At 72.0% G+C, this 21,891-nt stretch carries 20 protein-coding genes, 1 tRNA gene and 1 riboswitch; of the genes, 9 read left to right on the top strand and 12 right to left on the bottom strand.

What is annotated here, in order from left to right; all coding sequences use genetic code 11:
• Nucleotides 1–10 precede the first annotated feature (10 nt).
• From queF to IDM46_RS13385, 8 genes are all read right to left on the bottom strand, one after another.
• Nucleotides 11–826 (bottom strand): NADPH-dependent 7-cyano-7-deazaguanine reductase QueF, encoded by an 816-nt coding sequence (gene queF / locus IDM46_RS13420; RefSeq protein WP_185116051.1) that lies wholly within the window; start codon nucleotides 824–826, stop codon nucleotides 11–13.
• A 22-nt stretch (nucleotides 827–848) separates the two neighbouring features.
• The gene (locus IDM46_RS13415; protein ID WP_185116050.1) at nucleotides 849–2,183 is read right to left on the bottom strand and encodes an amidohydrolase; all 1,335 of its coding nucleotides are present in this window, start codon (nucleotides 2,181–2,183) and stop codon (nucleotides 849–851) included.
• Nucleotides 2,184–2,234: 51 nt separating this feature from the next.
• Nucleotides 2,235–3,254, bottom strand: coding sequence for a ribonucleotide-diphosphate reductase subunit beta (locus IDM46_RS13410; RefSeq protein ID WP_185116049.1), 1,020 nt, complete (start codon nucleotides 3,252–3,254; stop codon nucleotides 2,235–2,237).
• 51 nt (nucleotides 3,255–3,305) lie between these two features.
• The gene (locus tag IDM46_RS13405; protein ID WP_182824069.1) at nucleotides 3,306–5,750 is read right to left on the bottom strand and encodes a ribonucleoside-diphosphate reductase subunit alpha; all 2,445 of its coding nucleotides are present in this window, start codon (nucleotides 5,748–5,750) and stop codon (nucleotides 3,306–3,308) included.
• 185 nt (nucleotides 5,751–5,935) lie between these two features.
• Nucleotides 5,936–6,173: riboswitch (cobalamin riboswitch) on the bottom strand.
• Between the two features lie 36 nt (nucleotides 6,174–6,209).
• Complete coding sequence (zapE, locus tag IDM46_RS13400) at nucleotides 6,210–7,325, bottom strand: cell division protein ZapE (protein ID WP_182825225.1); 1,116 nt, start codon at nucleotides 7,323–7,325, stop codon at nucleotides 6,210–6,212.
• 13 nt (nucleotides 7,326–7,338) lie between these two features.
• Entirely contained in the window at nucleotides 7,339–8,016 is a 678-nt protein-coding gene (locus tag IDM46_RS13395) for an alpha/beta fold hydrolase (RefSeq protein WP_182824072.1), read from the bottom strand.
• 23 nt (nucleotides 8,017–8,039) lie between these two features.
• Nucleotides 8,040–9,467, bottom strand: a complete 1,428-nt coding sequence (locus IDM46_RS13390) for an ExeM/NucH family extracellular endonuclease (protein WP_185116048.1) — start codon at nucleotides 9,465–9,467, stop codon at nucleotides 8,040–8,042.
• An 89-nt stretch (nucleotides 9,468–9,556) separates the two neighbouring features.
• Complete coding sequence (locus IDM46_RS13385; RefSeq protein WP_182824076.1) at nucleotides 9,557–10,072, bottom strand: c-type cytochrome; 516 nt, start codon at nucleotides 10,070–10,072, stop codon at nucleotides 9,557–9,559.
• Between the two features lie 131 nt (nucleotides 10,073–10,203).
• Here IDM46_RS13385 and IDM46_RS13380 point away from each other — a divergent pair, with 131 nt between their 5' ends.
• Complete coding sequence (locus IDM46_RS13380) at nucleotides 10,204–10,875, top strand: TetR/AcrR family transcriptional regulator (protein ID WP_182824078.1); 672 nt, start codon at nucleotides 10,204–10,206, stop codon at nucleotides 10,873–10,875.
• Nucleotides 10,876–10,931: 56 nt separating this feature from the next.
• Here the strand turns inward: IDM46_RS13380 and IDM46_RS13375 are convergent.
• Nucleotides 10,932–11,008: transfer RNA gene (locus IDM46_RS13375), tRNA-Arg, on the bottom strand.
• A 110-nt stretch (nucleotides 11,009–11,118) separates the two neighbouring features.
• Here IDM46_RS13375 and ubiA point away from each other — a divergent pair.
• Nucleotides 11,119–12,030, top strand: a complete 912-nt coding sequence (gene ubiA, locus IDM46_RS13370; protein WP_221441896.1) for a 4-hydroxybenzoate octaprenyltransferase — start codon at nucleotides 11,119–11,121, stop codon at nucleotides 12,028–12,030.
• A gap of 5 nt (nucleotides 12,031–12,035) precedes the next feature.
• The gene (locus IDM46_RS13365; protein WP_221441895.1) at nucleotides 12,036–13,727 is read left to right on the top strand and encodes an MFS transporter; all 1,692 of its coding nucleotides are present in this window, start codon (nucleotides 12,036–12,038) and stop codon (nucleotides 13,725–13,727) included.
• Nucleotides 13,728–13,750: 23 nt separating this feature from the next.
• Here the strand turns inward: IDM46_RS13365 and IDM46_RS13360 are convergent, their stop codons facing one another.
• Nucleotides 13,751–14,479 carry a ComF family protein gene (locus tag IDM46_RS13360; protein ID WP_185116046.1) on the bottom strand — a complete coding sequence of 243 codons (729 nt, stop codon included), beginning with the start codon at nucleotides 14,477–14,479 and terminating at the stop codon, nucleotides 13,751–13,753.
• Nucleotides 14,480–14,528: 49 nt separating this feature from the next.
• Here IDM46_RS13360 and bioB point away from each other — a divergent pair, with 49 nt between their 5' ends.
• From bioB to IDM46_RS13330, 6 genes are read left to right on the top strand one after another with little or no spacing between them, the layout of a single operon-like run.
• Complete coding sequence (gene bioB / locus IDM46_RS13355) at nucleotides 14,529–15,596, top strand: biotin synthase BioB (protein WP_182824084.1); 1,068 nt, start codon at nucleotides 14,529–14,531, stop codon at nucleotides 15,594–15,596.
• A complete protein-coding gene (gene bioF / locus IDM46_RS13350; protein ID WP_223877980.1) occupies nucleotides 15,589–16,788 on the top strand; it encodes an 8-amino-7-oxononanoate synthase in 1,200 nt (399 codons plus the stop codon). Before bioB ends, bioF begins: the two co-directional genes overlap by 8 nt.
• A gap of 5 nt (nucleotides 16,789–16,793) precedes the next feature.
• A complete protein-coding gene (locus IDM46_RS13345) occupies nucleotides 16,794–17,798 on the top strand; it encodes a multidrug resistance efflux transporter family protein (RefSeq protein ID WP_185116045.1) in 1,005 nt (334 codons plus the stop codon).
• An 8-nt stretch (nucleotides 17,799–17,806) separates the two neighbouring features.
• On the top strand, nucleotides 17,807–18,646 hold the full coding sequence (gene bioH / locus IDM46_RS13340; RefSeq protein WP_185116109.1) for a pimeloyl-ACP methyl ester esterase BioH: 840 nt from the start codon (nucleotides 17,807–17,809) through the stop codon (nucleotides 18,644–18,646).
• Complete coding sequence (gene bioC / locus IDM46_RS13335) at nucleotides 18,643–19,536, top strand: malonyl-ACP O-methyltransferase BioC (RefSeq protein ID WP_185116044.1); 894 nt, start codon at nucleotides 18,643–18,645, stop codon at nucleotides 19,534–19,536. The genes bioH and bioC overlap by 4 nt, the downstream gene beginning before the upstream one ends.
• Before the next feature lie 46 nt (nucleotides 19,537–19,582).
• Nucleotides 19,583–20,275 carry a hypothetical protein gene (locus IDM46_RS13330; RefSeq protein ID WP_182824092.1) on the top strand — a complete coding sequence of 231 codons (693 nt, stop codon included), beginning with the start codon at nucleotides 19,583–19,585 and terminating at the stop codon, nucleotides 20,273–20,275.
• Nucleotides 20,276–20,292: 17 nt separating this feature from the next.
• Here IDM46_RS13330 and IDM46_RS13325 read toward each other — a convergent pair whose 3' ends face one another.
• Nucleotides 20,293–20,916, bottom strand: a complete 624-nt coding sequence (locus IDM46_RS13325; protein ID WP_182824094.1) for a YdcF family protein — start codon at nucleotides 20,914–20,916, stop codon at nucleotides 20,293–20,295.
• A complete protein-coding gene (locus IDM46_RS13320) occupies nucleotides 20,913–21,869 on the bottom strand; it encodes a pyridoxal-phosphate dependent enzyme (protein WP_185116043.1) in 957 nt (318 codons plus the stop codon). The genes IDM46_RS13325 and IDM46_RS13320 overlap by 4 nt, the downstream gene beginning before the upstream one ends.
• Nucleotides 21,870–21,891: the final 22 nt, after the last annotated feature.

Genomic DNA, 21,891 nt, shown 5'->3' with positions numbered 1-21,891 from the left:
GTGTGCGCGTTTACTGACGTGGGTCGCGCCGCGCCGCGGGCGGCGACAGGCCCGGCGTGGCCCGCCAGGGATTGATGTCCAGGCCACCGCGGCGCGTGTAGCGGGCTTCGACCGACAGCTGCTGCGGACTGCACTGCGCCATCAGGTCCACGAACACCTGCTCCGCGCACTGTTCGTGGAAACCGGCGTGCTCGCGGAACGACACCAGGTAGCGCAGCAGGGCGGCGCGGTCGATGCGCGGGCCGCGGTAGGCGATGCGCACGCTGGCCCAGTCCGGCTGGCCGGTGACCGGGCAGTTGGACTTCAGCAACTGCGAGCGCAGGGTTTCCTCCACCACCTGCCCGGGCGCGCAGGCCAGCAGCTCCGGCGCCGGATGGTCATAGGCGTCGATGGCGACGTCCACGCCGTCGATGTCGATGCTGGCGGCGTCGTCGCTTGCGGTGGCCATCGGCGGCAGGCCGAAGCCCACCGCCACCGCCGCGCCGGCCGCGGCGGAGAGGTCGGTGGTGATGCGTGCGTGCACCTCGGCGGCATCGGCGAAGCGCGTGCCGTTGAAGGAGTTCAGGTACAGCTTGAGCGATTTCGATTCGATCAGCCGTGGCGACGCGGCCGGCACCAGGAAGGTCGCGGTGGCCACCGCCGGCTTGCCGCGCGCGTCCAGCCACGAGAGCTCGTAGGCCTGCCAGCGATCGTGGCCGTCGAACGGCAGCGTGGCGCCGATGCCGAGCGCCGCGCGGCCGGCGTCGCGGGCGATGGGGAACAGCAACGTGGCGTCATAGACGCGCGGATAGGCGACTTCGCGGCCCAGGGGGAGTTCGATGGTCATGGGCGCATTATCGCCCCTGGGCTCAGCCGCCGCTGGCGGGCACGCCCTCGCCGTGCAGGTAGTCCAGCGTCAGCTGCAGCATCGCGCGCATGCCCAGGTCGAGCGCCGACTCGTCGAGGAAGAATTCCGGCGAATGGTTGCTCGGCGCGGTCGCGGGGTCCTGGCCCGCCGGCGTCGCACCGACGAAGAAGAACAGGCCGGGCACTTCGCGGGCGTAGAACGAGAAGTCTTCGGCACCCATGTTGAGCGGCATGTCGACCAGGTTGCCGGGGCCGGCCACCTTCTCCAGGCTCGGGCGCATGCGCGCGGTCAATGGCGGGTCGTTGGCGGTGACCGGATTGCCGTCCTGGTCGGGAACGTTCGCCTCGACCGTGGCGCCGTGCGCGGCGGCGACCTTCTCCGCCACGTTCGCAAGGTCCGCGAACACCGCATCGCGCATGCCATCGTCGAAGGTGCGGATGGTGCCCACCAGCTCGACCTGGTCGGGAATGATGTTGTAGCGGATGCCGCCCTTGATGGCGCCGAAGCTCACCACCACCGGCTGCCTCGAGATGTCCTGGCGGCGGCTGACGATGGTCTGCGCGGTGCCGATGACATCCGCCGCGGCGACGATGGGATCCACCCCGCCCCAGGGCCGCGACCCGTGCGTCTGCCGGCCCTTGACCACGATGTTGAAGCGGTCGGACGCGGCCATCGTCGGCCCGCTGCGCACGCCGAGCTTGCCGGCCTGCAGCGTCGAGAACACATGCAGGCCGAACACCGCGTCCGGCTTGAAGTCGCGGAACACACCCTGCGCCAGCATCTCCTTCGCGCCGCCCTTCTCGTCGTCCGGCGGGCCTTCCTCGGCGGGCTGGAACACGAACAGCACCTCGCCCGGCAGTTCGTCGCGCATCGCCACCAGCGCCTCGGCGACGCCCATCAGCACCGAAGTGTGCGCGTCGTGGCCGCAGGCATGCATCACGCCGACGGTCTCGCCGCGGTAGGTGGACGTGGCCTTCGACGCGAACGGCAGGCCGCTGGTCTCTGTCACCGGCAGTGCGTCCATGTCGGCGCGCAGCGCGATGCGCGGCCCCGGCTTGCCGCCTCTGAGCACGGCGGTGACGCCGGTGGTGGCGATCCCGGTTTTCGGCTCCAGGCCCAGCGCGCGCAGGTGGTCGGCCACCAGCGCCGCGGTGCGTGTCTCGCGGTTGCCGAGCTCCGGGTACTGGTGGAGGTCGCGGCGCCAGGCCACGACCTTGGCGCCGAGTTCCGACGCGGCTGCGGCCACTTCCGGCCGCTGCCCGTCCTGGGCATTCAGCGGCAGCGCCAGGCCGGCGAGGACGAACGACGAAAGCAGGATGCAGGCGTTGCGTGACATGGCGCGTTCTCCCCGGGCAGTGCGCCGATGGTAACCGGCGGACGGCAGCCGTCAGAACGCCTCGTCGAAGGCCACTTCGCCCTCCACGCCCACCTGGTAGGCCGAGACCCGCCGCTCGAAGAAGTTGGTCAGTTCCTGCACGTCCTGCAGCTCCATGAACGCAAACGGGTTGCGCGCGCCGAAGTGCCGCGGCATGCCCAGCTGCGCCATGCGCTGGTCGGCGCAGTACTCGAGGTACTGGCGCATGTCCTTCAACGACAGCCCGGCCACGCCGCCCGACAGCGTGTCCTCGGCGAACGCGTACTCGCACTCCACCGCCTCGGTCATCATTTCCACCACCTGCGCGCGGAACGCGTCGTCGACCAGGTCCGGTTCCTCCTCGCGCGCGGTGCGGATGACCTCGAACGCGAATGCCATGTGGCAGCTCTCGTCGCGGAACACCCAGTTGGTGCCGCTGGCCAGGCCGTGCAGCAGCCCGCGCGAGCGCAGGTAGTACACGTAGGCGAACGCGCCGAAGAAGAACAGGCCTTCGATGCAGCCGGCGAAGCAGACCATGTTGAGCAGGAACTGGCGGCGCTGCGCGCGGGTCTCGATGCGGGTGACGCCCTGCAGCGAATCGATCCACTTGAAGCAGAACTCGGCCTTGCGGCGGATCGAGGGGATGTTCTCGACCGCGGCGAAGGCACGCGTGCGGTCGGCGGGATCGGGCAGGTAGGTGTCGAGCAGGGTGAGGTAGAACTGCACGTGCAGGGCCTCCTCGTACAGCTGCCGCGACAGGTACATGCGCGCTTCCGGCGCGTTGATGTGCTGGTAGAGGTTGAGCACCAGGTTGTTGGACACGATGGAATCGCCGGTCGCGAAGAACGCGATCAGGCGCTCGATCAGATGGCGCTCGGCGGGGCCGACCCTGGTCTTGAGGTCGGTGGTGTCGAGCGAGAAGTCGACCTCCTCCACCGTCCAGGTGTTGCGGATCGCGTCGCGGTACATCTCGTAGAAGCGCGGGTAGCGCATCGGCCGAAGGGTGAGTTCGAAGCCGGGGTCGAGCAGCAGCCGGGGGTGGCGCGTGGACATCATGGTGTTCCTCGGGATACGGGCGGGCTTGCGGAGTCGCGTCTGCACGGCCTACTGGCAGGCCTCGCAGCTCTCCGGGTTCTCCAGCGAGCAGGCCACCGCCTCGGCCGGTGCGTACTCCCGCGGGGCCGGCGCCTCCGCGTCCATGCCAGCCAGCGTCGCCTTGGCGATCTTCGTGGCCGGCCGCGAGCGCAGGTAGTACGTGGTCTTGATGCCGCGCTTCCAGGCATGCATGTACATCGACGACATCGCGCCGATCGACGGGCTTTCCATGAACAGGTTGAGCGACGCGGACTGGTCGATGAACGCGCCGCGGTCGGCGGCCATGTCGATCAGCGAACGCATCGGCACTTCCCAGGCGGTGCGGTAGATCGCGCGCAGCGCCTCCGGCACCTGTGCCAGGCCCTGCACCGAACCCTCGGCGCGCTTGATCGCGTCGCGCACCTCCGGCGTCCACAGGCCGAGCTTCTTGAGTTCCAGCACCAGGTGGCGGTTGACCTGCAGGAAGTCGCCGGACAGCGTCTCGCGCTTGAACAGGTTGGACACCTGCGGCTCCACGCATTCGTAGCAGCCGGCGATCGAGGCGATGGTGGCGGTCGGCGCAATGGCGATCAGCAGCGAGTTGCGCAGGCCGTGCTCGCGGATGCGCGCGCGCAGCGCGTCCCAGCGCGCGGTGTCGGCCGGGACCACGCCCCAGGCGTCGAACTGCAGGTCCCCGGCAGCGGCGCGGGTGTCGGCGAACGCCGGGTGGCGGCCGCGTTCGATCGCAAGTTCGCAGGACGCTTCAAGCGCGTGGAAATAGATCGCTTCGGCGATGCGCGCCGACAGCGCGCGCGCCTCGTCGCCGTCGAACGGCAGGCGCAGCTGGAAGAACACGTCCTGCAGGCCCATCACGCCCAGCCCGACCGGCCGCCAGCGCAGGTTGCCGCTGCGCGCGGAGTCGATCGGATAGAAGTTGAGATCGATCACCCGGTCGAGCTGGCGCACCGCGAGGCGAACGGTCTCGCCGAGCCTGTCGAAATCGAAGCGCGGGCCGTGCCCGGCATCGGCCTCCAGATGGTGTGCAAGGTTGATCGAACCCAGGTTGCAGACCGCGGTCTCGCTGTCGGATGTGACCTCGAGGATCTCGGTGCACAGGTTGGACAGATGGATGACGTTGCCGGCCCGCGCGGTCTGGTTGCTGGCGCGGTTGCACGCGTCCTTGAACGTCATCCAGCCGTTGCCGGTCTGCGCCAGCGTGCGCATCATGCGCGCGTACAGCTCGCGCGCCTTCAGCGTGCGCACCGCCTTGCCGTCGGCCTCGGCCTGCGCGTAGGCGCGATCGAACGCGTCGCCATGGAGGTCGGTGAAGTCGGGCACCACGCGCGGATCGAACAGTGACCAGTCGGCATCCGCCTCCACGCGGCGCATGAACAGGTCCGGGATCCAGTTCGCCAGGTTGAGGTTGTGGGTGCGCCGCGCGTCGTCGCCGGTGTTGTCGCGCAGTTCCAGGAACTCCTCGACGTCGGCATGCCACGGCTCCAGGTACACGCAGGCCGCGCCCTTGCGCTTGCCGCCCTGGTTGACCGCGGCCACCGACGAATCCAGCGTCTTCAGCCACGGCACGATGCCGTTGGAGTGGCCGTTGGTGGAGGTGATCAGCGAGCCGCGCGAGCGCACGCGGGTGAAGCTCACGCCGATGCCGCCGCTGAACTTGGAGAGCTGCGCGATCTCGCCGTACTTGCGGTAGATCGACTCCAGGGAATCCTTCGGCGAGTCGAGCAGGAAGCATGACGACAGCTGCTCATGGGTGGTGCCGGCGTTGAACAGGGTGGGCGACGAAGGCAGGTAGTCGAGGCGGCCCATGCGCCGGTACAGCGCAAGGGCCTCGGGTACGTCCTCGCTGAGCGCGCAGGCGATGCGCAGGAAGAACTGCTGCGGCGTTTCGACCACCTTGCGCGTGTGCGGGTGGCGCAGCAGGTAGCGGTCGTACAGAGTGCGCAGGCCGAAGTAGTCGAAGCGCAGGTCCAGCGACGCATCGATCGCGTCGTTGAGCTTGCGCGCGTTGGCCTGCACGAAGCCGAGCAGGCGCGCGTTGATCAGGCCGAGTTCGTGGCCGCGTGCGACCGACTGCGAGAACGCGTGGATCTCCTGGCCGGCGACCTCCTTGGCGATCACGCCGGCCAGCAGGCGCGCGGCGAGGCGGCTGTACTCGGGCTCTTCCGCGGTCAGCATGGCCGCGGTGCGGATCGACAGTTCGTCGAGTTCGCGGGTGCTGGCGCCGTCGTACAGGCCGGAGATGGTGCGCGTGGCGACGCGCATCGGGTCGACCGCATGCAGGCCGTCGGCACAGCGCTGGACCGCACGCACGATCTTGTTGAGGTCCACCGCCTCGTCGGTGCCGTTGCGCTTGAGTACGCGCATCGTGGTGGCGGTGGGCGGCGGGGTGAGCAGGAAGCCGTCGGGGCTGCCGGCCGGTGCCGCGGGCGCGGCGCCGGAGTGGTCGTGTTCGGTCATGGCGTTCGCCTTGTACAAAGTGGCGCACCTGGCCATCGCTCCCTCGGGCGGCGGCCGGAGGCCTGGCGTCGCCAAGGGTCCGGTGTCGGTGTCGCAACGGCCGCGACGCACCCGCGCGGGCGGATGGGCGGAGCTGCGTCACCGGCCATCTCCCCCCGGAGATTCCACGGCCGGCACCGCGCGGCGTGCTTCGCGCGGCTGTCGGCAGGTCTTCGGACTCGTGGACACGGCGACGGAGGTCCGTCGCCACCTACTTGCCGCTGCTTCCCGGGGCGCGTGCCCCAGTGCATGTCGCGACTTCGTTTCCACCTACCGCTGCGGGGCAGTGCCGGCCTTGGCACACGTTCGAAGAACGCGCGCCGCACCGGCTTCCCTTTTCATCCCGTGGCGCAGGCCGCGGGAACCGACCGGCACAACATAGTGGGGTCGATGAGGGAGGTCAATACAATATGTCGTGGCCTAGTCGCGGTGCTCGCGCGCGAGGTACTCGGCGCTGCGCATCTCCACCAGCCGCGATGCGGTGCGCTCGAACGCACCGCGCAGGCGCTCGCCGGCGTACAGCGCAGGCGGTGCCGCCGCGGCGGTGCACACCAGGTTGACGTTGCGGTCGTACAGCTCGTCGACCAGCGTGACGAAGCGGCGCGCGGCGTCGTCGCGCGTGCCGTCCATGCGCGGGATGCCGCCGAGCAGCACGGTGTGGAACTCGCGCGCGATCTCGATGTAGTCGGCGGCCGCGCGCGGACCCTCGCACAGCGCGGCGAAGTCGAACCAAACCATGCCCTTGCAGCGCGCGCGGGTGGCGATCTTGCGGCCCTCGAGTTCGATCGAGCCGTCGCGGTGGGCATCGTCGCCGCCGAGCGCGTGCCAGCGCGTCTCCAGCCAGGCGTCGCCGCCGTCGTCGAGCGGCGTGCGGTAGACCGGTGAGCGGGTCAGTTCGCGCAGGCGGTAGTCGGTGTCGCTGACCAGCTCCAGCACGTCGCAGTGCTGCTCGAGCAGCGCGATCGCCGGCAGGAAGCGCGCGCGCTGCAGGCCGTCGGCGTACAGCCCCGCGGGCGCGATGTTGGAGGTCGTCACCAGCACGATGCCTTCGGCGAACATCCGCTCCAGCACGCGCGCCAGCAGCATGGCGTCGCCGATGTCGCTGACGAAGAACTCGTCCAGCACCAGCACGCGCAGCGAGCGCCGCCATTCGGCCACGATCGTGGCCAGCGGATCGCGTTCGCCGGAATGCTCGCGCAGGCGCTGGTGGACCACGCGCATGAAGCGGTGGAAGTGGGTGCGGCGCTTGCCGTTGCCGCCCCGCGCGCCGGCGTCGAGCTTGGCGACCGGCAGCGGCAGGTGCTCGTAGAACTGGTCGACCAGGAAGGTCTTGCCGCGGCCCACGCCGCCCCAGAGGTAGAGGCCCCGGGGCGCGCGCTCGCCGGCGCCGAGCAGCCGCGTGAGCAGGGTGCCGCGCCGCCGCGCGAGCAGCGCCGCATGGACGCGGTCGAGCGCCGCGAGTGCCGGCTGCTGGGCCGGGTCATGGCTCCAGTCGCCGCGTTCCACGCCTTCGCGGTAGGCCTGCGACGGCGACATCCCGCCGCCGCCGTCAGTCATTGCCGCCCGGCAGGTGGCGCCGCACGCCACTCTTGATCGCGCCGCGCAGGTCGATCAGCTTGCGATGGAAGAAGTGCGAGGTGTCGGGCATGCGCACCAGCTCGGCCTTGGCCTTGCGCTTGGCCAGCCAGGCATAGACCGCATGCGGATCGACGATCTCGTCGGCCTCGCCCTGCACCACCAGCCACGGCATGGTCGGCAGGGTGATGGCGTCGAAGTTCCAGCTGCGGCCGACTGGCGGCGCGATCGAGACCAGCATCGCCGGCCGCAGTTCGGCCGCCACGGCGAGGCTCACGTAGGCACCGAAGCTGAAGCCCGCCAGCCACAGCTGGTCGGCCGGGCGCTGCGCGCGGACCCAGCCGGCCACCGCGCGCAGGTCGTCGCGCTCGCCGTCGCCCTGGTCGAACGCGCCGGCGGACTGGCCGATGCCGCGGAAATTGAAGCGCACCGTGGTCACGCCCAGCTCGCGCAAGGCGCGCGCCGCCATGGTCACCACCTTGTTGTGCATACTGCCGCCCTCGGTGGGCAGCGGGTGGCAGACCACGGCCACCGCCGGCACCCGGTCGACGTCGTCTTCGGGAATGTCGACGGCCACCTCGAGCGCACCCGCAGGGCCCGGCAGCAGCAGGGCGCCGGAGGCATCGGGGAACGCGGGCAGGGGGCTGGTCATGGGGGAATGATAGGTCCTGGCGCTCAGGGCGTGCGCAGGCGCAGGTCGACGACCACCGGGTCGTGATCCGAGCTTCGCCATGGTTTGACTGCCTGTTCGCCGCCATTGATGGCCTGTTCGGCGGCGTTGTCTGCTTCGTCGGCATTGCTGTGCCACGCGGAGGCGGACAGCAGGCGCGCGGCCAGCGCCGGGCTCAGCAGGGCATGGTCGAGGCGGCCGGCCTGGGCGTCATAGACATAGGTGTACGCCGGGCTGGCGGGCGCGCGGCCGCTGGCGGCGAAGGCGTCCTGCCAGCCGGCGGCGATGAAGTCGCGCACCGGCTCCTCCATCGCGTAGGCATTGAGGTCGCCGAGCACCGCGACCAGCGTGCTGCCGCTGCCGGTGGGATCGCCCGCCAGCCAGTCGCGCAGCTGCGCCCCCGAGGCGCGGCGGGTCGCGTTCCAGCACGACTGGCCGTCGCCCTGGTCGGCATCGCCGGCGCTGGCGTCGCGGCAGCCCTTGGACTTGAAGTGGTTGGCCACGACCACGAACGCGGGGCCGTCGCCGGCGCGGAAGGCCTGCGCCAGCGGCGCGCGGCTGAGTGTCGCGAACGGACCCTCGGCGCGCGTGGCCGGCGCGCCCATCGGGCGCACGCGGTCGGCGCGGTACAGCAGGCCGACGCGGATCGGGTCGCTGCCCGGGCCTTCGCCGGCATCGACGAAGCGCCAGCGCGCGCCGCCCGGGTCGAGGGCGGCGACCAGCTGGGCGAGGCTGGAGCGCGCGTCGTAGCCGTCGTTCTCGACTTCCAGCACCGCGACGATGTCCGCGTCCAGCGCGGCTAGCGCAGCTACCAGGCGCGCCTGCTGCGCCAGGTATTCGCCGGGGGTGCGCGCGCCGCGCGCGGTCGGGAAGCCGCCGCCCGCGCCGTCGCCATTGAACAGGTTCTCGAGGTTGAGGCTGGCCAGGCGCAGCTCGCCGGCCCGCGGCGGCGGCGCGGGGCGCGGCGCCGGACGCAGCGCCGGCAACGCCGCGACCTCCAGCCGCGGGCCGTGCTCGCCGACGCGCAGGGTGCCTTCGACGCCATCGACGATGCCGCCGGCGCGCCAGTCGGCAGGCGCCACCTGCGCCGTCTCGCCCAGGGCCAGCACCAGGCTGCGGCGGCGGTTGCCGGCGGCCAGTGCCTTCGCGTCCACGCCCGGCGTGGCGACTTCGGTGGGCGCGTACAGGCGGCCATCGAAGGCCACCACGACCTCACCGTTGCGCGCCAGGCGATGGTTGCCACTGACCATCAGTGGCGCGGCGATGCGGATCCGCTGGCCGTCATGCACCCGCCAGTCCGCCGGCGGTGTGACCAGTACGCTGGCCGCGTCGGTGGACGCGGGGCGCGGCGCGATGCTGCCGCATCCGGCGGCGGTCGCCAGCAGGACCGCGGCGAACAGCGCGCAGGGAAGGGACTTGGACAGGCTGCGCATGGCGACTCCGGCGGGGTGATCGAACGATCGTGGTGGGGCGGAAACGACAACGCCGCCCGGAGGCGGCGTTGTTGGCAGGCGGGTCCCGCTTACTCGAGGTTCGCGACCATCCAGTCCACGGTGGCGATGACCTGTTCGTCGGTCAGCGCCGGGTTGCCACCCTTGGCGGGCATCATGCCGGCGTTGCCGGTGAAGCCCTCGATGGCGTGGCGATGCAGCATGTCGGCACCCTGGGCGATGCGCGCCGCCCAGGCCGCACGCTCCAGCTTGGGCGCGCCACCGGCACCGGAGCCGTGGCAGCCGGCGCACAGGTTCTGGTTGATCACCGCGCCGTCGAGCGTGCCGCCGTAGGCGACCTGCGCGGTGGCGGCGGCAGCCGCGGCGGCCGAGGCCGCGGCCTGTGCGGCGGCACCGGTCGAGCCGGCATACACGGCGCTGATCGGCGCGATGCGCTCCGCGGTGCGCTTGGAAATGGACGGGTCGACGTCCACCTCGAGGCTGTGGTGCAGGAAGTACGATCCCACCATCAGGCCGAAGGTGACCAGGGTCAGGAAGAGCAGCACCAGGGAGAATTTCTTCAGGAAATCGAGGTCGTAATTGCGCACGGAGCACCTTTCGCGCGTGGCGGGCGGCCACAGCTGGGCCGGATTATAGAACAGAGCCCATGCCATTGCCGCAGCGCCGGGGCCCGCGCTACCGTGGATGCGGTTGTGCTCTTTCGTGCAGGCAGGATGCTATGCCCAAGACAGTGGCGCCGGATGGTGCCAAACCCCGGCCCACGCCGCCGCAGCGACGCACGCAGGCGCAACGCCGTGACGAGACGCGCAGCCGGATCCTCGTGGCGGCGGTCAACGAGCTGACCAGCAAGGGCTATGCCGGCTTCCGCGTCAACGAGGTGGCCATCGCGGCCGGCGTGTCGAAGGGCGCGCAGACCCATCATTTCCCCACCAAGCAGAGCCTGGTGATCGCGGCGGTGCGCCGCGCGTACGAGGATTCGCATGCCGGCAGCATGCGCCTGGTCGGCGCGATCAGGCCGGGCAGCGATGTGTTCGCGGCGCTGGTCAAGGATTCGGAACAGTTCTATCTCGGCCCGACCTTCGCGATCTCGATCACCATGATGGGGCTCGGCGACTACGAGCCGGAGCTGCGCAGGCAGGTGCAACTGGTCTCGCGCAGGTTCCGCCTGCCGATCGAGGGCGAGTGGCTGCGGGCCTTGTGTGCGTCGGGCATGCCGGAAGACACCGCGCGCACCGTGCTCTATCTCACCCACAACATCTATCGCGGCATCGTGATCCGCCGCCTGATGCGCCATGAGCCAAAGTACGCGCGCTACTCGACCAGCGCCTGGGCCAGGCTTGCCCGCGGGCTGATCGAATCCGGGCTCGGCAAGGTTGCAACGCCGGCGTGACGCGGCTGCATGGTGCTCGCGCGTGGGGCCCGTGCGAAGGCCGGGGATGCCGCGAATGGTGCGCCTGGAGGGATTCGAACCCCCGACCAATGGCTTCGGAAGCCACTACTCTATCCAGCTGAGCTACAGGCGCGCAGTGCGGCATTTTCCACTATCGCGCCGCGCGAAGCGAGCGCCCGGCCGGAACGCCCCGGTGACGGAGCCAGCGCCGTCGCATCGGCACCCGGCGGTACCATGCCCGCCATGTCCTACGAACGCTTCGACCCGCAACCCGCCACCACGCCCGGCTGGCGCACGCGCCTGGGCCTGTACTGGCGGCTGATGCGCGCCGACCGCCCGATCGGCTGGCTGCTGTTGCTGTGGCCGACATGGTGGGCGCTGTGGATCGCCGCCGAGGGCGTGCCGCCGCTGTGGACGCTGGTGGTGTTCAGCGCCGGCGTATGGCTGACACGCGCGGCCGGCTGCGTGGTCAACGACTACGCCGACCGCTGGCTGGACCCGCATGTCGAGCGCACGCGTGGGCGGCCGATGGCGACCGGCGCGGTTTCCGGGCGCGAGGCGCTTGCACTGTTCGCGGTGCTGATGCTCGTCGCGTTCGCGCTGGTGCTGACGATGAACCGCCTGACCATCCTGCTCAGCGGGGTGGGGCTGTTCCTGGCGGCGACCTACCCCTATCTCAAGCGCCACACGCACCTGCCGCAGGTGTACCTGGGCATGTCCTTCGGCTGGGGCATCCCGATGGCGTTCGCCGCGGTGCAGGGCGAAGTGCCGGCGGTGGCCTGGGTGCTGTACGTCGCCAACATCTTCTGGTCGACCGCCTACGACACCTGGTACGCGATGGTCGACCGCGACGACGACATCAAGGTGGGCTCGAAGTCGACCGCGATCCTGTTCGGTGACCTCGACCTGGTGGCGCAGGGCGTGCTGTACGCGCTGGAGTTCTCGGCGCTGGCCCTGGTCGGACGGCAGGCGGGGCTGGGCCGGTTCTATTGGGCGGGGCTGGGCGTCGGCCTGTTGCTGGTGGCGTACGAGTTCTGGATTGCCCGCCATCGCCAGCGCGAGCCCTGCTTCCGCGCGTTCCTGCACAACCACTGGGTGGGCATGGCGGTGTTCGCGGGCATTGCCGCGGACTTCGCGTTGCGGCGCCCGGGCTGAGCGTCGTGGAACGCGCGCCCGCTCCGCCGCCGCCACCCGATCCCGTGCAGCGCCCGTCGGCGCTGTCGGCCATGCGCTATCCGGTATTCCGCAAGGTCTGGCTGGCCAGCGCCTCGTCCAACTTCGGCGGCATGATCCAGTCGGTCGGCGCGTCGTGGCTGATGATCTCGATCGCGGAGTCGGCCGACATGGTCGCGCTGGTGCAGGCTTCGATCGCGCTGCCGGTGATGCTGTTCTCGCTGGTGGCCGGCGCCATGGCCGACAGCCTCGACAGGCGCAAGATGATGCTGGGCGCGCAGCTGTTCATGCTGCTGGTGTCGGTGGCGCTGGCGCTGTGCACCTGGTCGGGGCTGATCACGCCGTGGCTGCTGCTGCTGTTCACCTTCCTGATCGGCTGCGGCGCGGCGTTCAACGCGCCGGCCTGGCAGGCGTCGGTCGGCGACATGGTGCCGCGCGTGGAACTGCCGGGCGCGGTGGCCCTCAACAGCATGGGCTTCAACATCGCGCGCAGCGTGGGGCCGGCGCTCGGCGGCGCGATCGTCGCCGCCGCCGGTGCCGCCGCGGCATTCGCGGTGAATGCCGTCAGCTACATCGCGCTGATCGTGGTGCTGGCGCGCTGGCGCCGGCCCGCCGAGCCACGCCTGCTGCCGCGGGAAACCCTGGGCGTGGCGATCGCCGCGGGCATCCGCTATGTCGCGATGTCACCCGCCATCCGCACCGTGCTGGTGCGCAGCGCCGTGTTCGGCGTCGGCGCCAGCGCGGTCATGGCACTGATGCCGCTGGTGGCCAGGGACCTGGTCGCCGGCGGCCCGCTGACCTATGGCCTGCTGCTCGGTGCGTTCGGCGTGGGTGCGATCGCCGGCGCGATGGGCAGTGCGCACCTGCGCCAGCGCCTGACAACCGAGTCGCTGGTCGGTTGTGCCTGCGTTGCCTTCGCGGTGGCCGCGGCAGGTGCGGCGATGAGCACGTGGCTGCCGCTGACCATGGCGGCGCTGCTGCTTGGCGGTGCGGCGTGGGTGCTGGCCATGTCGACCTTCAACGTCACGGTGCAGCTGTCCACCCCGCGCTGGGTCGTGGCGCGCGCGCTGTCGCTGTACCAGATGGCGGCGTTCGGCGGCATGGCGACCGGCAGCTGGCTGTGGGGTTCCGTGGCCGCGCGCGACGACGTGCGCACGGCGCTGCTCGGCGCGGCGGTGGCCATGCTCGCCTGTGCGGCGCTTGGCCGCTGGCTGCCACTGGCGAAACTGACCGAACTCAACCTCGATCCTTTGCGCCGCTGGCAGGAGCCCGCCACCGCGGTCCCGGTGCAGCCGCGTACCGGTCCGGTGGTGATCACCATCGAGTACGTGATCCGCGAACAGGACGTGCTGGAGTTCCTCGGTGCAATGGCCGAACGCCGCCGCATCCGCCGCCGCGACGGCGCCCGCAACTGGCGGGTGCTGCGCGATCTCGCCGATCCGCAGGTGTGGATCGAGCGCTACGAGACATCCACCTGGCTGGAGTACATCCGCCACAACAGTCGCCTCACCCACGACGACGCGACCATTCCCGAACACCTGCGTGCGCTGCACCAGGGGCCGGGGGCGCCCCGGGTGCGGCGGATGATCGAGCGCCAGACCTCCGCGCTGCACACGGTGGCCAGCGCCGGGTCATCGGCGATCGGCGAAACGCTGATCGATCCGAACCGGTCCCCCTAGGTGCGGCACCCGGCGCGCGGCGCTCACGGCACCCGGGCCGCGACCCAGGCGTCGACCCGGGCCACGCCGGCCCGGCGCAGGGCGATCGCGGCGGCATGCAGGGTGGCACCGGTGGTCATGACGTCGTCCACCAGGGCGACGTGCCGCGGCAGCGCGCCGCCCGACGGCTGCGCCGCGAATGCGCCACGCAGGTTGCGCCGGCGTTCGTCGGCATGCAGCCGCGACTGCGGCGTGGTGGCACGCGCGCGCAGCAGCAGGCCGTCGCACAGCGGCAGCGCCAACGCGCGCCCCAGCGGCCGTGCCAGCTCCAGCGCCTGGTCGTAGCCGCGTTCGCGCAGGCGCGCGCGGTGCAGCGGGATCGGCAGCAGCGCATCGGGACGTGGCAGCGATGCGAACGCGCCGGCCATCGCCGCCGACAGCAGCCGGCCCGCGGCAAGGTCGCGGTGGAACTTGAAGCGCGGCAGCAGCCGGTCGAGGGGGAAGGCGTAGACGAACGCGGCGTGGGCGGCATCGAGCGGGGGTGGCTGGCGGAGGCAGGCGGCGCAGGGCGCGGCCGGTGGGCCAGGCGCCGCGCAGCGCGGGCAGGCCAGGCGGTTCCACGGCAGCGCGGCGGCACAGGGCTGGCACAGGTCGCGCCGGCCGTTGGCCAGCTCGCCGCAGACGAGGCAGCGCGGCGCCCACAGGCTGCGGCCCATGCGCGCAAGCCAGCCGTCAACCGCGGTGGCCGGGCTGCGGTTGACAGGCGCAGGCATGGTTTCCAGACTGCCGGGTCCGCAATACGTGCGCCCTCAGGACTCCGCCATGCCCGACGTCAGCGACTTCCGCGCCAGTGACGCCGCCATTCCGCGCCACGACTGGTCGCGGAGCGAGGTCGAGGCCCTGCTGGACCTGCCGTTCACCGAGCTGCTGCACCGCGCCTCGAGCGTCCACCGGCTGCATTTCGATCCCGCCGAAGTCCAGGTCAGCACCCTGCTGTCGGTGAAGACCGGTGGCTGCCCCGAGGACTGCGCCTACTGCCCGCAGGCGCAGCGCTACGACACCGGCGTCGACGCGCAGAAGCTGATGGAAACCGAGGCGGTGATGGAGAAGGCGCGCCAGGCCAAGGCCGCGGGCGCCTCGCGCTTCTGCATGGGCGCGGCGTGGCGCTCGCCGAAGGACCGCGACATCCCCAAGGTCGCCGAGATGATCGCCGGCGTGAAGGCGCTCGGCCTGGAGACCTGCGCCACGCTCGGCATGCTCACCGGCACGCAGGCGCAGGCGCTGAAGATGGCCGGGCTGGACTACTACAACCACAACATCGATACCGATCCCGAGCACTACGGCAACATCATCCACACCCGCGAGCTGCAGGACCGCTTCGACACGCTCGGCCACGTGCGCGATGCCGGGCTGAAGACCTGCTGCGGCGGGATCGTCGGCATGGGCGAGTCGCGGCGCCAGCGCGCCGGCCTGCTGCAGACGCTGGCGACCATGCCGGCGCACCCGGATTCGGTGCCGATCAACCGCCTGGTGCAGGTGGAAGGCACGCCGTTGCACGGCACCGCCGAGCTCGATCCGTTCGAGTTCGTGCGCACGATCGCGGCGGCGCGCATCCTCATGCCGAAGTCGATGGTGCGGCTGTCCGCCGGCCGCGAGCAGATGAGCGACGAGCTGCAGGCGCTGTGCTTCGCCGCCGGTGCCAATTCGATCTTCCACGGCGACAAGCTGCTGACCACCGGCAACCCGGATACCGCACACGACGAAGCGCTGTTCGCGCGCCTCGGCCTGCGCGCGATGGCGGTCACCGTGGACGCACCCGACCATGACCACGGCGGCACCGTGCATGCCGACATCGTCGCCTGCCAGCCGCGGAGGCAGGCCGTTGGCTGAGCAGCGCCCCGACCTGCGCCGGCGCGTGCAGTCGCTGCGCGCGGACGCACTGGCCGACGACCTGGTGCGGCGCCGCCGCGTGGTGGGCCGCCGCGACGGCGTGCGCCTGGAAGTCGACGGCCGCTGGCTGCTGAACTTCTGCGGCAACGACTACCTCGGCCTGGCCCAGCAGTTCCAGGTCGTGGACGCGCTGCAGAACGCGGCCTCGCGTGACGGCGCCGGTGGCGTGTCCTCGCACCTGGTCTGCGGCCACCACGTGGCGCATGACGCGCTGGAGCGCGAGGTCGCCGACTGGCTTGGCACCCCGCGCGCGCTGCTGTTCGGCAGTGGTTACCTCGCCAACCTCGCGGTGCAGCAGGCGCTGCTGGGCGATGACGATGCCTGCGTGCAGGACCGCCTCAATCACGCCAGCCTGATCGACGCCTCGCGCCTGGCCGGCTGCCGCCTGCGCCGCTACCCGCATGCCGATGCCGAAGGTGCGCTGCGGCAGCTGAAGACCGTGCCGGCTGGCGCGGCGATGCTCGCCACCGACGGCGTCTTCAGCATGGACGGCGACGTCGCGCCGCTGCGCCAGCTGGCGCTGGCCGCGCGCATGCAGTCGGCGCTGCTGTATGTCGACGATGCGCATGGCGTGGGCGTGCTTGGCCCGGGCGGGCGCGGCAGCGTCGCCGAAGCGAAGCTGGGCGTCGAAGAAGTGCCGCTGCAGCTGGCCACGCTAGGCAAGGCGCTCGGCGGCTACGGTGCCGTGGTCGCCGGCGATGCGGATCTCATCGAACACCTGGCCGGTACCGCGCGGCCGTACCTGTACACCACCGCGCTGCCACCGGCGCAGGCCGCGGCCTCGCTGGCCGCGGTCAAGCTGGCGCGCCGCGAGCACTGGCGCCGCGACAAGCTTGCCGCGCACGTGCAGCGCTTCCGCGACGGTGCGCGCCGCGCAGGCCTGCAGCTGCTGCCGTCCGACACCCCGATCCAGCCGGTGCTCTGTGGCGGCAACGCCCGAGCGCTGGACATGGCCGCACGCCTCGAGGCCGACGGCATCTGGGTGGCCGCGATCCGCCCGCCGACGGTGCCCGAAGGCCGCGCACGCCTGCGGGTCACGCTGAGTACGGTCCACCTCGACGGGCAGGTGGATGCGCTGGTGGAGGCGCTGGCGCGCGCGCGCGACCACGTCGACGCGTTGCACCTGGCCTGATCGGCGTGCCGGCGCATGCGTCCGCCCCCAGCCGCCCGCTGGCCGCCGTCGGCATCGGGCTGGCATCGGCCCTGTTCTTCACCATGACCTACGTGCTCAATCGCGCCGCGGTGGGCGGGGGCGGTGACTGGACGTGGACGGCGGCGCTGCGCTACCTCATCACCTTGCCGCTGCTGCTGCCGCTGATGCCGTGGATGGGCGGCATGGGGCCGGTGGGGCGCGCGCTGCGCGCGCATCCCTGGGCATGGCTGCGCTGCAGCGCGATCGGCTTCGTGGCGTTCTGCGTGCTGCTGACGTTCGCGGCGTCCAGCGGGCCGTCGTGGCTGGTCGCCGGCACCTTCCAGTTCACCGTGATCGCCGGAATGCTGTGCGCGCCCTTCCTCTACAGCGATGCGCGCCGGCGCATCCCGCGGGCGGCACTGCTGGTGGCCGCGCTGATCTTCGCCGGCGTGCTGCTGCTGCAGGTCGGCTACGGCGGCGGCGCGATCGACCGCGCCGGCTGGATCGCGCTGGCCTGCGTGCTGGGCGCGGCATTCGCCTATCCGCTCGGCAACCGCCTGTTGCTGCTGCACCTCGAGCGCAGCGGCGAAACGCTCAACGCGGCGCAGCGCGTGTTCGGCATGACGCTTGCCAGCCAGCCGCTGTGGTGGCTGGTGGCGGCCTGGGCCTGGACGCGCAGCGGCGCGCCGCCGATGGACCAGGTCTGGCTGGCCGCCGGCGTGGCGCTCAGCGCCGGCGTGATCGCCACCATCCTGTTCTTCCAGGCCACCGGCATGGTGCGCAACAACCCGACCGCGCTCGGCGCGGTCGAGGCGATGCAGGCCGCCGAGCTGCTGTTCGCGATCGGCATCGGTGCGTGGCTGCTGGGCGAGCCGCTGCCGGGCGCGCTTGGGCTGTGGGGCGCCGCGCTGATCGTGGCCGGCATCGTCGCCTTCGCCTGGGTGGTGGCGCGGCCGCAGGCCGGCAGTCCGCGCCGTGCGCAGGCACTGCGCGGGGACAAGGGCGCATGAGCGGCGAGCTGCACATCGAAGTCGTGGGCCAGGGCGCGCCGCTGGTGCTGCTGCACGGCTGGGCGATGCACGGCGGCGTGTTCGCGCCGCTGGTGGCGCGCCTCGAGGACCGCTTCACCCTGCACGTGGTGGACCTGCCCGGGCACGGCCGCAGCCGCGACAGCGCCGTGGCGCTGGAGCCGGAAGCCTGCGCCGCCGCGATCGCCGCGCGGGTGCCGGTGGCGCCGTGGCTGGGCTGGTCGCTGGGCGGCATGGTCGCGCTGCACGCCGCATCCACGCGCCCGGAGCGCGTGCCGGCGCTGGCGATGGTGTGCTCGGCGCCGCGCTTCGTGCGTGACCCGGAGGCCGCCGGCGACGACGACGGCCGCTTCGGCATGTCGGCGGAGATCTTCGCCGGTTTCGCGCGCGGCCTGCGCGAGGATTACCACGGCACGCTCGACCGCTTCGTCGCGCTGGAAGCGTTCGGCTCGGACGACCCCAGGGGCGAGCTTCGCGCCCTGCGCGCGGAACTGTTCGTGCGCGGCGAGCCGCCGGCGGCGGCGCTGGCCGACGGCCTCGACCTGCTCGGCAGCGTCGACCAGCGCGCCCTGCTGCCGACGCTGCGCGTGCCCAGCCTGTGGCTGGCCGGGCGCCGCGATCGCGTGGTCGACCCGCGCGCGATGCGCGCGGCGGCGGCGCGCACGCCGGGCGCGCGCTTCGTCCAGGTCGAACACGGCGGCCACGCACCGTTCCTCACCCATGCCGACGAAGTCGCGGCCGCGATCGCCGGATTCCTTGATGCCGTCGGTGCGATGCCCGGGCAAGTTGCGATCGACCGCGCCGCATCAGACTCCGAACCAATGCCATGACCGACACCTTCGATACCCGCCAGGTGCGCCGCGCCTTCTCGCGCGCCGCCGCCGGCTACGGCGCCGCGGCGGCGCTGCAGCGCGACGTGGAAGCGCGGCTCATGGAATCGCTGGAATATCTCGGCGAGCGCGTGCCCGACACGGTTGTCGATGTCGGCAGCGGGCCAGGCAGCGCCGCGCTGGCGCTGCGCGCGCGCTGGCCGAAGGCGCGCGTGCTGGCCGTCGACCTCGCCCTGCCGATGCTCCACCAGCTGGCGCCGCGCCGCGGCTGGAACCCGCTGCAGCGCCGCATCGACCGCGTCTGCGCCGATGCGCGCCTGCTGCCGCTGGCCGACAACAGCGTCGACCTGCTGTTCAGCAACCTGTGCGTGCAGTGGGTGGACGACCTCGACGCGCTGTTTGCCGGCTTCCGCCGCGTGCTGCGCCCGGGCGGGATGCTGCTGTGCTCGACGTTCGGCCCCGACACCCTGCATGAGCTGCGTGCGGCGTTCGCGGCGGCCGACGACGAGGCGCACGTGTCGCCGTTCGTGCCGATCGCGGGCTTTGGTGACGCGCTGATGCGGGCGGGCTTCCGCGATCCGGTGCTCGACCGCGAGGTCGAAGTGCACGGCCACCATGACATGCCGGCCCTGATGCGCGAACTGCGCGCGCTGGGCGCGACCAATGCGCTGGCCGGCCGGCGGCGCGCGCTCACCGGGCGCGGGCGCTTTGCCGCGGCGCAGGCTGCGTACGAAGAGTGGCGCGGCGCTGACAACCTGCTGCCGGCCACCTGGGAAACAATCACCGCGATGGCCTGGTCGCCCGCGCACGGCGCGCCGATCCGCGAGGCCGGCGCCGAGATCGCGCGCTTCCCGGCGAGCGGCATCCCGGTGCGCCGCCGCACCGCGTGAGCCGCGGGTTCAGCGAACGCACACCGGCGCTGCCTACACTCCGCGGATGAGCAACCACACATCCCGCAACATCGCGGTGCGCAACGCGCGCGTCGCAACCGGCACCCTCGCCGCCCGCGCACCGCGCCGGTCGCTGCGCCGGTTCGCCGGCCACGCCGCCGTGGCCGTGCTGCTGGCCGGCGCCGCCTCAACCGCCAGCGCGCAGCGCTACAACATCGACCTGTCGCGGATCGATGCCAGCCAGGTGCTGGCGCTGGGCGAGGACGTGCTGCTGCGCGCGCCGGATGCGGCCATCGACCGGCTGTTCCATGCCGTGCACGCCAGTTCGCGCCTGCCCGATGAATCGCAGGCGCTGTGCGCGCTGTTCGAACCCGACGCGGCGCGCGATGTCCCCGCGTTCCAGCGCACGGTCGACCGCCTCGGCAGCGCCAGCCGCGAGCGCTTCGCGCTCGCCTTCACCGACGTCGCACTCGCCGGCCTGCAGGGCCAGCCGCAGCCCTATGATCCGGTGCAGGCGCGGCAGGTACTGAAGTCCGCGGCGGTCAGCGCGACCTTCCTGCATGACGGCTTCATGGCCGGGTTGATGTCCGAAGGCCGCGATGCCGCCAGCCGCGAGGCGCGCTGCCGTTCGTTCCGCTGGCTGGTGGGCGTGCTGGTCGACGTGCCGCTGGCCGAGCGTGCCGCGGCGACCCGCTGGCTGCTGCGCGAGGGCCTGACGCTGGTGTCCGCGGCGCCCTGAGCGGGCAACCTTGCCGCCTACTCGGGCTTGACCACCAGGTCGCGGTGGAAGAAGTACACCTCGCGCGCCAGGAACCGCCACTGCGTGCGGAAGCTGCGGAAGCGGCTGCTCGGCGTGGGCGAACCGAGCGCATCGATGCCGAGCCGGCGGCACAGCCGCAGCGCGCGCGCCATGTGCAGCGGGTCGCTGACCACGATCACGCGCTGCAGCCCGTGTTCGCTCAGCACATCGCGCGCCTGCGCCAGGTTCTGGTAGGTGGTGCGCGACAGGGTTTCGATCAGGATCGCGTCGCCCGGCACGCCCTGGCGCAGCGCGTAGGTGCGCGCGACCTGCGATTCGGAGAAGCGCGCGCCGCTGCCGTAGCCGCCGGTGAACAGCAGGGTCGGCGCGAAGCCGCGCTCGTAGAGCGCGATGCCGTGGCGGATGCGCTCGGTGAACACCGGCGACGGCCGCGTGTCGTAGGCGGCGGCGCCCAGCACCACGATGGCATCGGCCGGCCCGGCCTGGTCGCGGCCGCCCACGTACACGATCCACGCCGCCACCCCCGCCAGCCACAGCAGGCACAGCAACACGAGGCGCGGCAGCCAGCGGAAGCCGTGCCGGCGCGGCTGCCGCCGGCGCGCGGTGCGGCGTCGGCTCATGCGAGCCACGGCAATGCGTCGAGATCGACGTTGCCGCCCGACAGCACCACGCCCACGCGCTGGCCGGCGAAGCGCTCGCGCTGGCCGAGCACCGCGGCCAACGCGATCGCCGACGACGGCTCGACGACCTGCTTCAGGCGCTGCCACAGCAGGCGCATCGCGGCGATCGTGTCGGCATCGTCGACCAGGATGACCTCGGCACCATGTTCGCGCAGCAGCGCGAAGCCGGGGGCGCCCAGCGTGCCGCGCAGGCCGTCGCAGACCGTGTCCGGCACCAGGCCGGTGACCCGCTCGCCGCGCGCCAGCGACGCCTGCGTGTCTGCGGCGCCACGTGGCTCGGCCAGTACCAGGCGGCAGTCCGGTGCGCGCGCGGCCAGCGTGAGCGCGGTACCCGCGGCCAGGCCACCGCCGCCCACCGGCACCACCACGGCGTCGAGCGCGCCGGCCTCGGCGAGCAGCTCCAGCGCCGCAGTGCCTTGGCCGGCGATCACCATCGGATCGGCGTAGGGGTGGACCAGCGTCGCGCCGCTGGCGGCCTGGATGTCGGCGCAGGCCACCTCGCGGGCGGCGATGCCGGGCGCGCAGCGGTGCAGCACCGCGCCGTAGCCGGCGATCGCCGCCAGCTTGGTGCGCACCGCATCCGCCGGAACCACCACGTGGCAGGACAGGCCGCGGGTCGCCGCGGCCAGCGCCAGCGCGCCGCCGTGGTTGCCAGACGAGTGGGTCACCACGCCGCGTGCGGCCAGGGCTTCGGGCAGTGACCACACCGCATTGCAGGCGCCGCGGAACTTGAACGCGCCCGCGCGCTGCAGGTGCTCGGCCTTGAACGCGAGGGTGCAGCCGGCTACGGCATCCAGGCCGCGCGAGCGGAACACCGGCGTGACGCAGGCGTGCGCCGCGATGCGGGCGGCGGCGCCAAGCACGTCGTCGAAGCTGGGCAGGGCGTCGGGCATGTCGCCAGATTAACCGGGATGA

The sequence above is a fragment of the Luteimonas sp. MC1825 genome (assembly GCF_014764385.1).
Taxonomy (GTDB): Bacteria; Pseudomonadota; Gammaproteobacteria; order Xanthomonadales; family Xanthomonadaceae; genus Luteimonas.
The sequence above is the reverse complement of the archived record's forward strand: the minus strand, read 5'-3'. Positions and strand labels throughout refer to the sequence as shown.

Excerpts from the sequence above, each read along its gene's own strand:
- queF (WP_185116051.1), bottom strand. The coding sequence starts at position 826 with ATGACCATCGAACTCCCCCTGGGCCGCGAAGTCGCCTATCCGCGCGTC.
- IDM46_RS13415 (WP_185116050.1), bottom strand. The coding sequence starts at position 2,183 with ATGTCACGCAACGCCTGCATCCTGCTTTCGTCGTTCGTCCTCGCCGGC.
- IDM46_RS13410 (WP_185116049.1), bottom strand. The coding sequence starts at position 3,254 with ATGTCCACGCGCCACCCCCGGCTGCTGCTCGACCCCGGCTTCGAACTC.
- IDM46_RS13405 (WP_182824069.1), bottom strand. The coding sequence starts at position 5,750 with ATGACCGAACACGACCACTCCGGCGCCGCGCCCGCGGCACCGGCCGGC.
- zapE (WP_182825225.1), bottom strand. The coding sequence starts at position 7,325 with ATGTCGCCGTCGCAGGCCTACCGCGAAGGCGTGGAACGCGGCGACTGG.
- IDM46_RS13395 (WP_182824072.1), bottom strand. The coding sequence starts at position 8,016 with ATGACCAGCCCCCTGCCCGCGTTCCCCGATGCCTCCGGCGCCCTGCTG.
- IDM46_RS13390 (WP_185116048.1), bottom strand. The coding sequence starts at position 9,467 with ATGCGCAGCCTGTCCAAGTCCCTTCCCTGCGCGCTGTTCGCCGCGGTC.
- IDM46_RS13380 (WP_182824078.1), top strand. The coding sequence starts at position 10,204 with ATGCCCAAGACAGTGGCGCCGGATGGTGCCAAACCCCGGCCCACGCCG.
- ubiA (WP_221441896.1), top strand. The coding sequence starts at position 11,119 with ATGTCCTACGAACGCTTCGACCCGCAACCCGCCACCACGCCCGGCTGG.
- IDM46_RS13360 (WP_185116046.1), bottom strand. The coding sequence starts at position 14,479 with ATGCCTGCGCCTGTCAACCGCAGCCCGGCCACCGCGGTTGACGGCTGG.
- bioB (WP_182824084.1), top strand. The coding sequence starts at position 14,529 with ATGCCCGACGTCAGCGACTTCCGCGCCAGTGACGCCGCCATTCCGCGC.
- bioC (WP_185116044.1), top strand. The coding sequence starts at position 18,643 with ATGACCGACACCTTCGATACCCGCCAGGTGCGCCGCGCCTTCTCGCGC.
- IDM46_RS13330 (WP_182824092.1), top strand. The coding sequence starts at position 19,583 with ATGAGCAACCACACATCCCGCAACATCGCGGTGCGCAACGCGCGCGTC.
- IDM46_RS13325 (WP_182824094.1), bottom strand. The coding sequence starts at position 20,916 with ATGAGCCGACGCCGCACCGCGCGCCGGCGGCAGCCGCGCCGGCACGGC.
- IDM46_RS13320 (WP_185116043.1), bottom strand. The coding sequence starts at position 21,869 with ATGCCCGACGCCCTGCCCAGCTTCGACGACGTGCTTGGCGCCGCCGCC.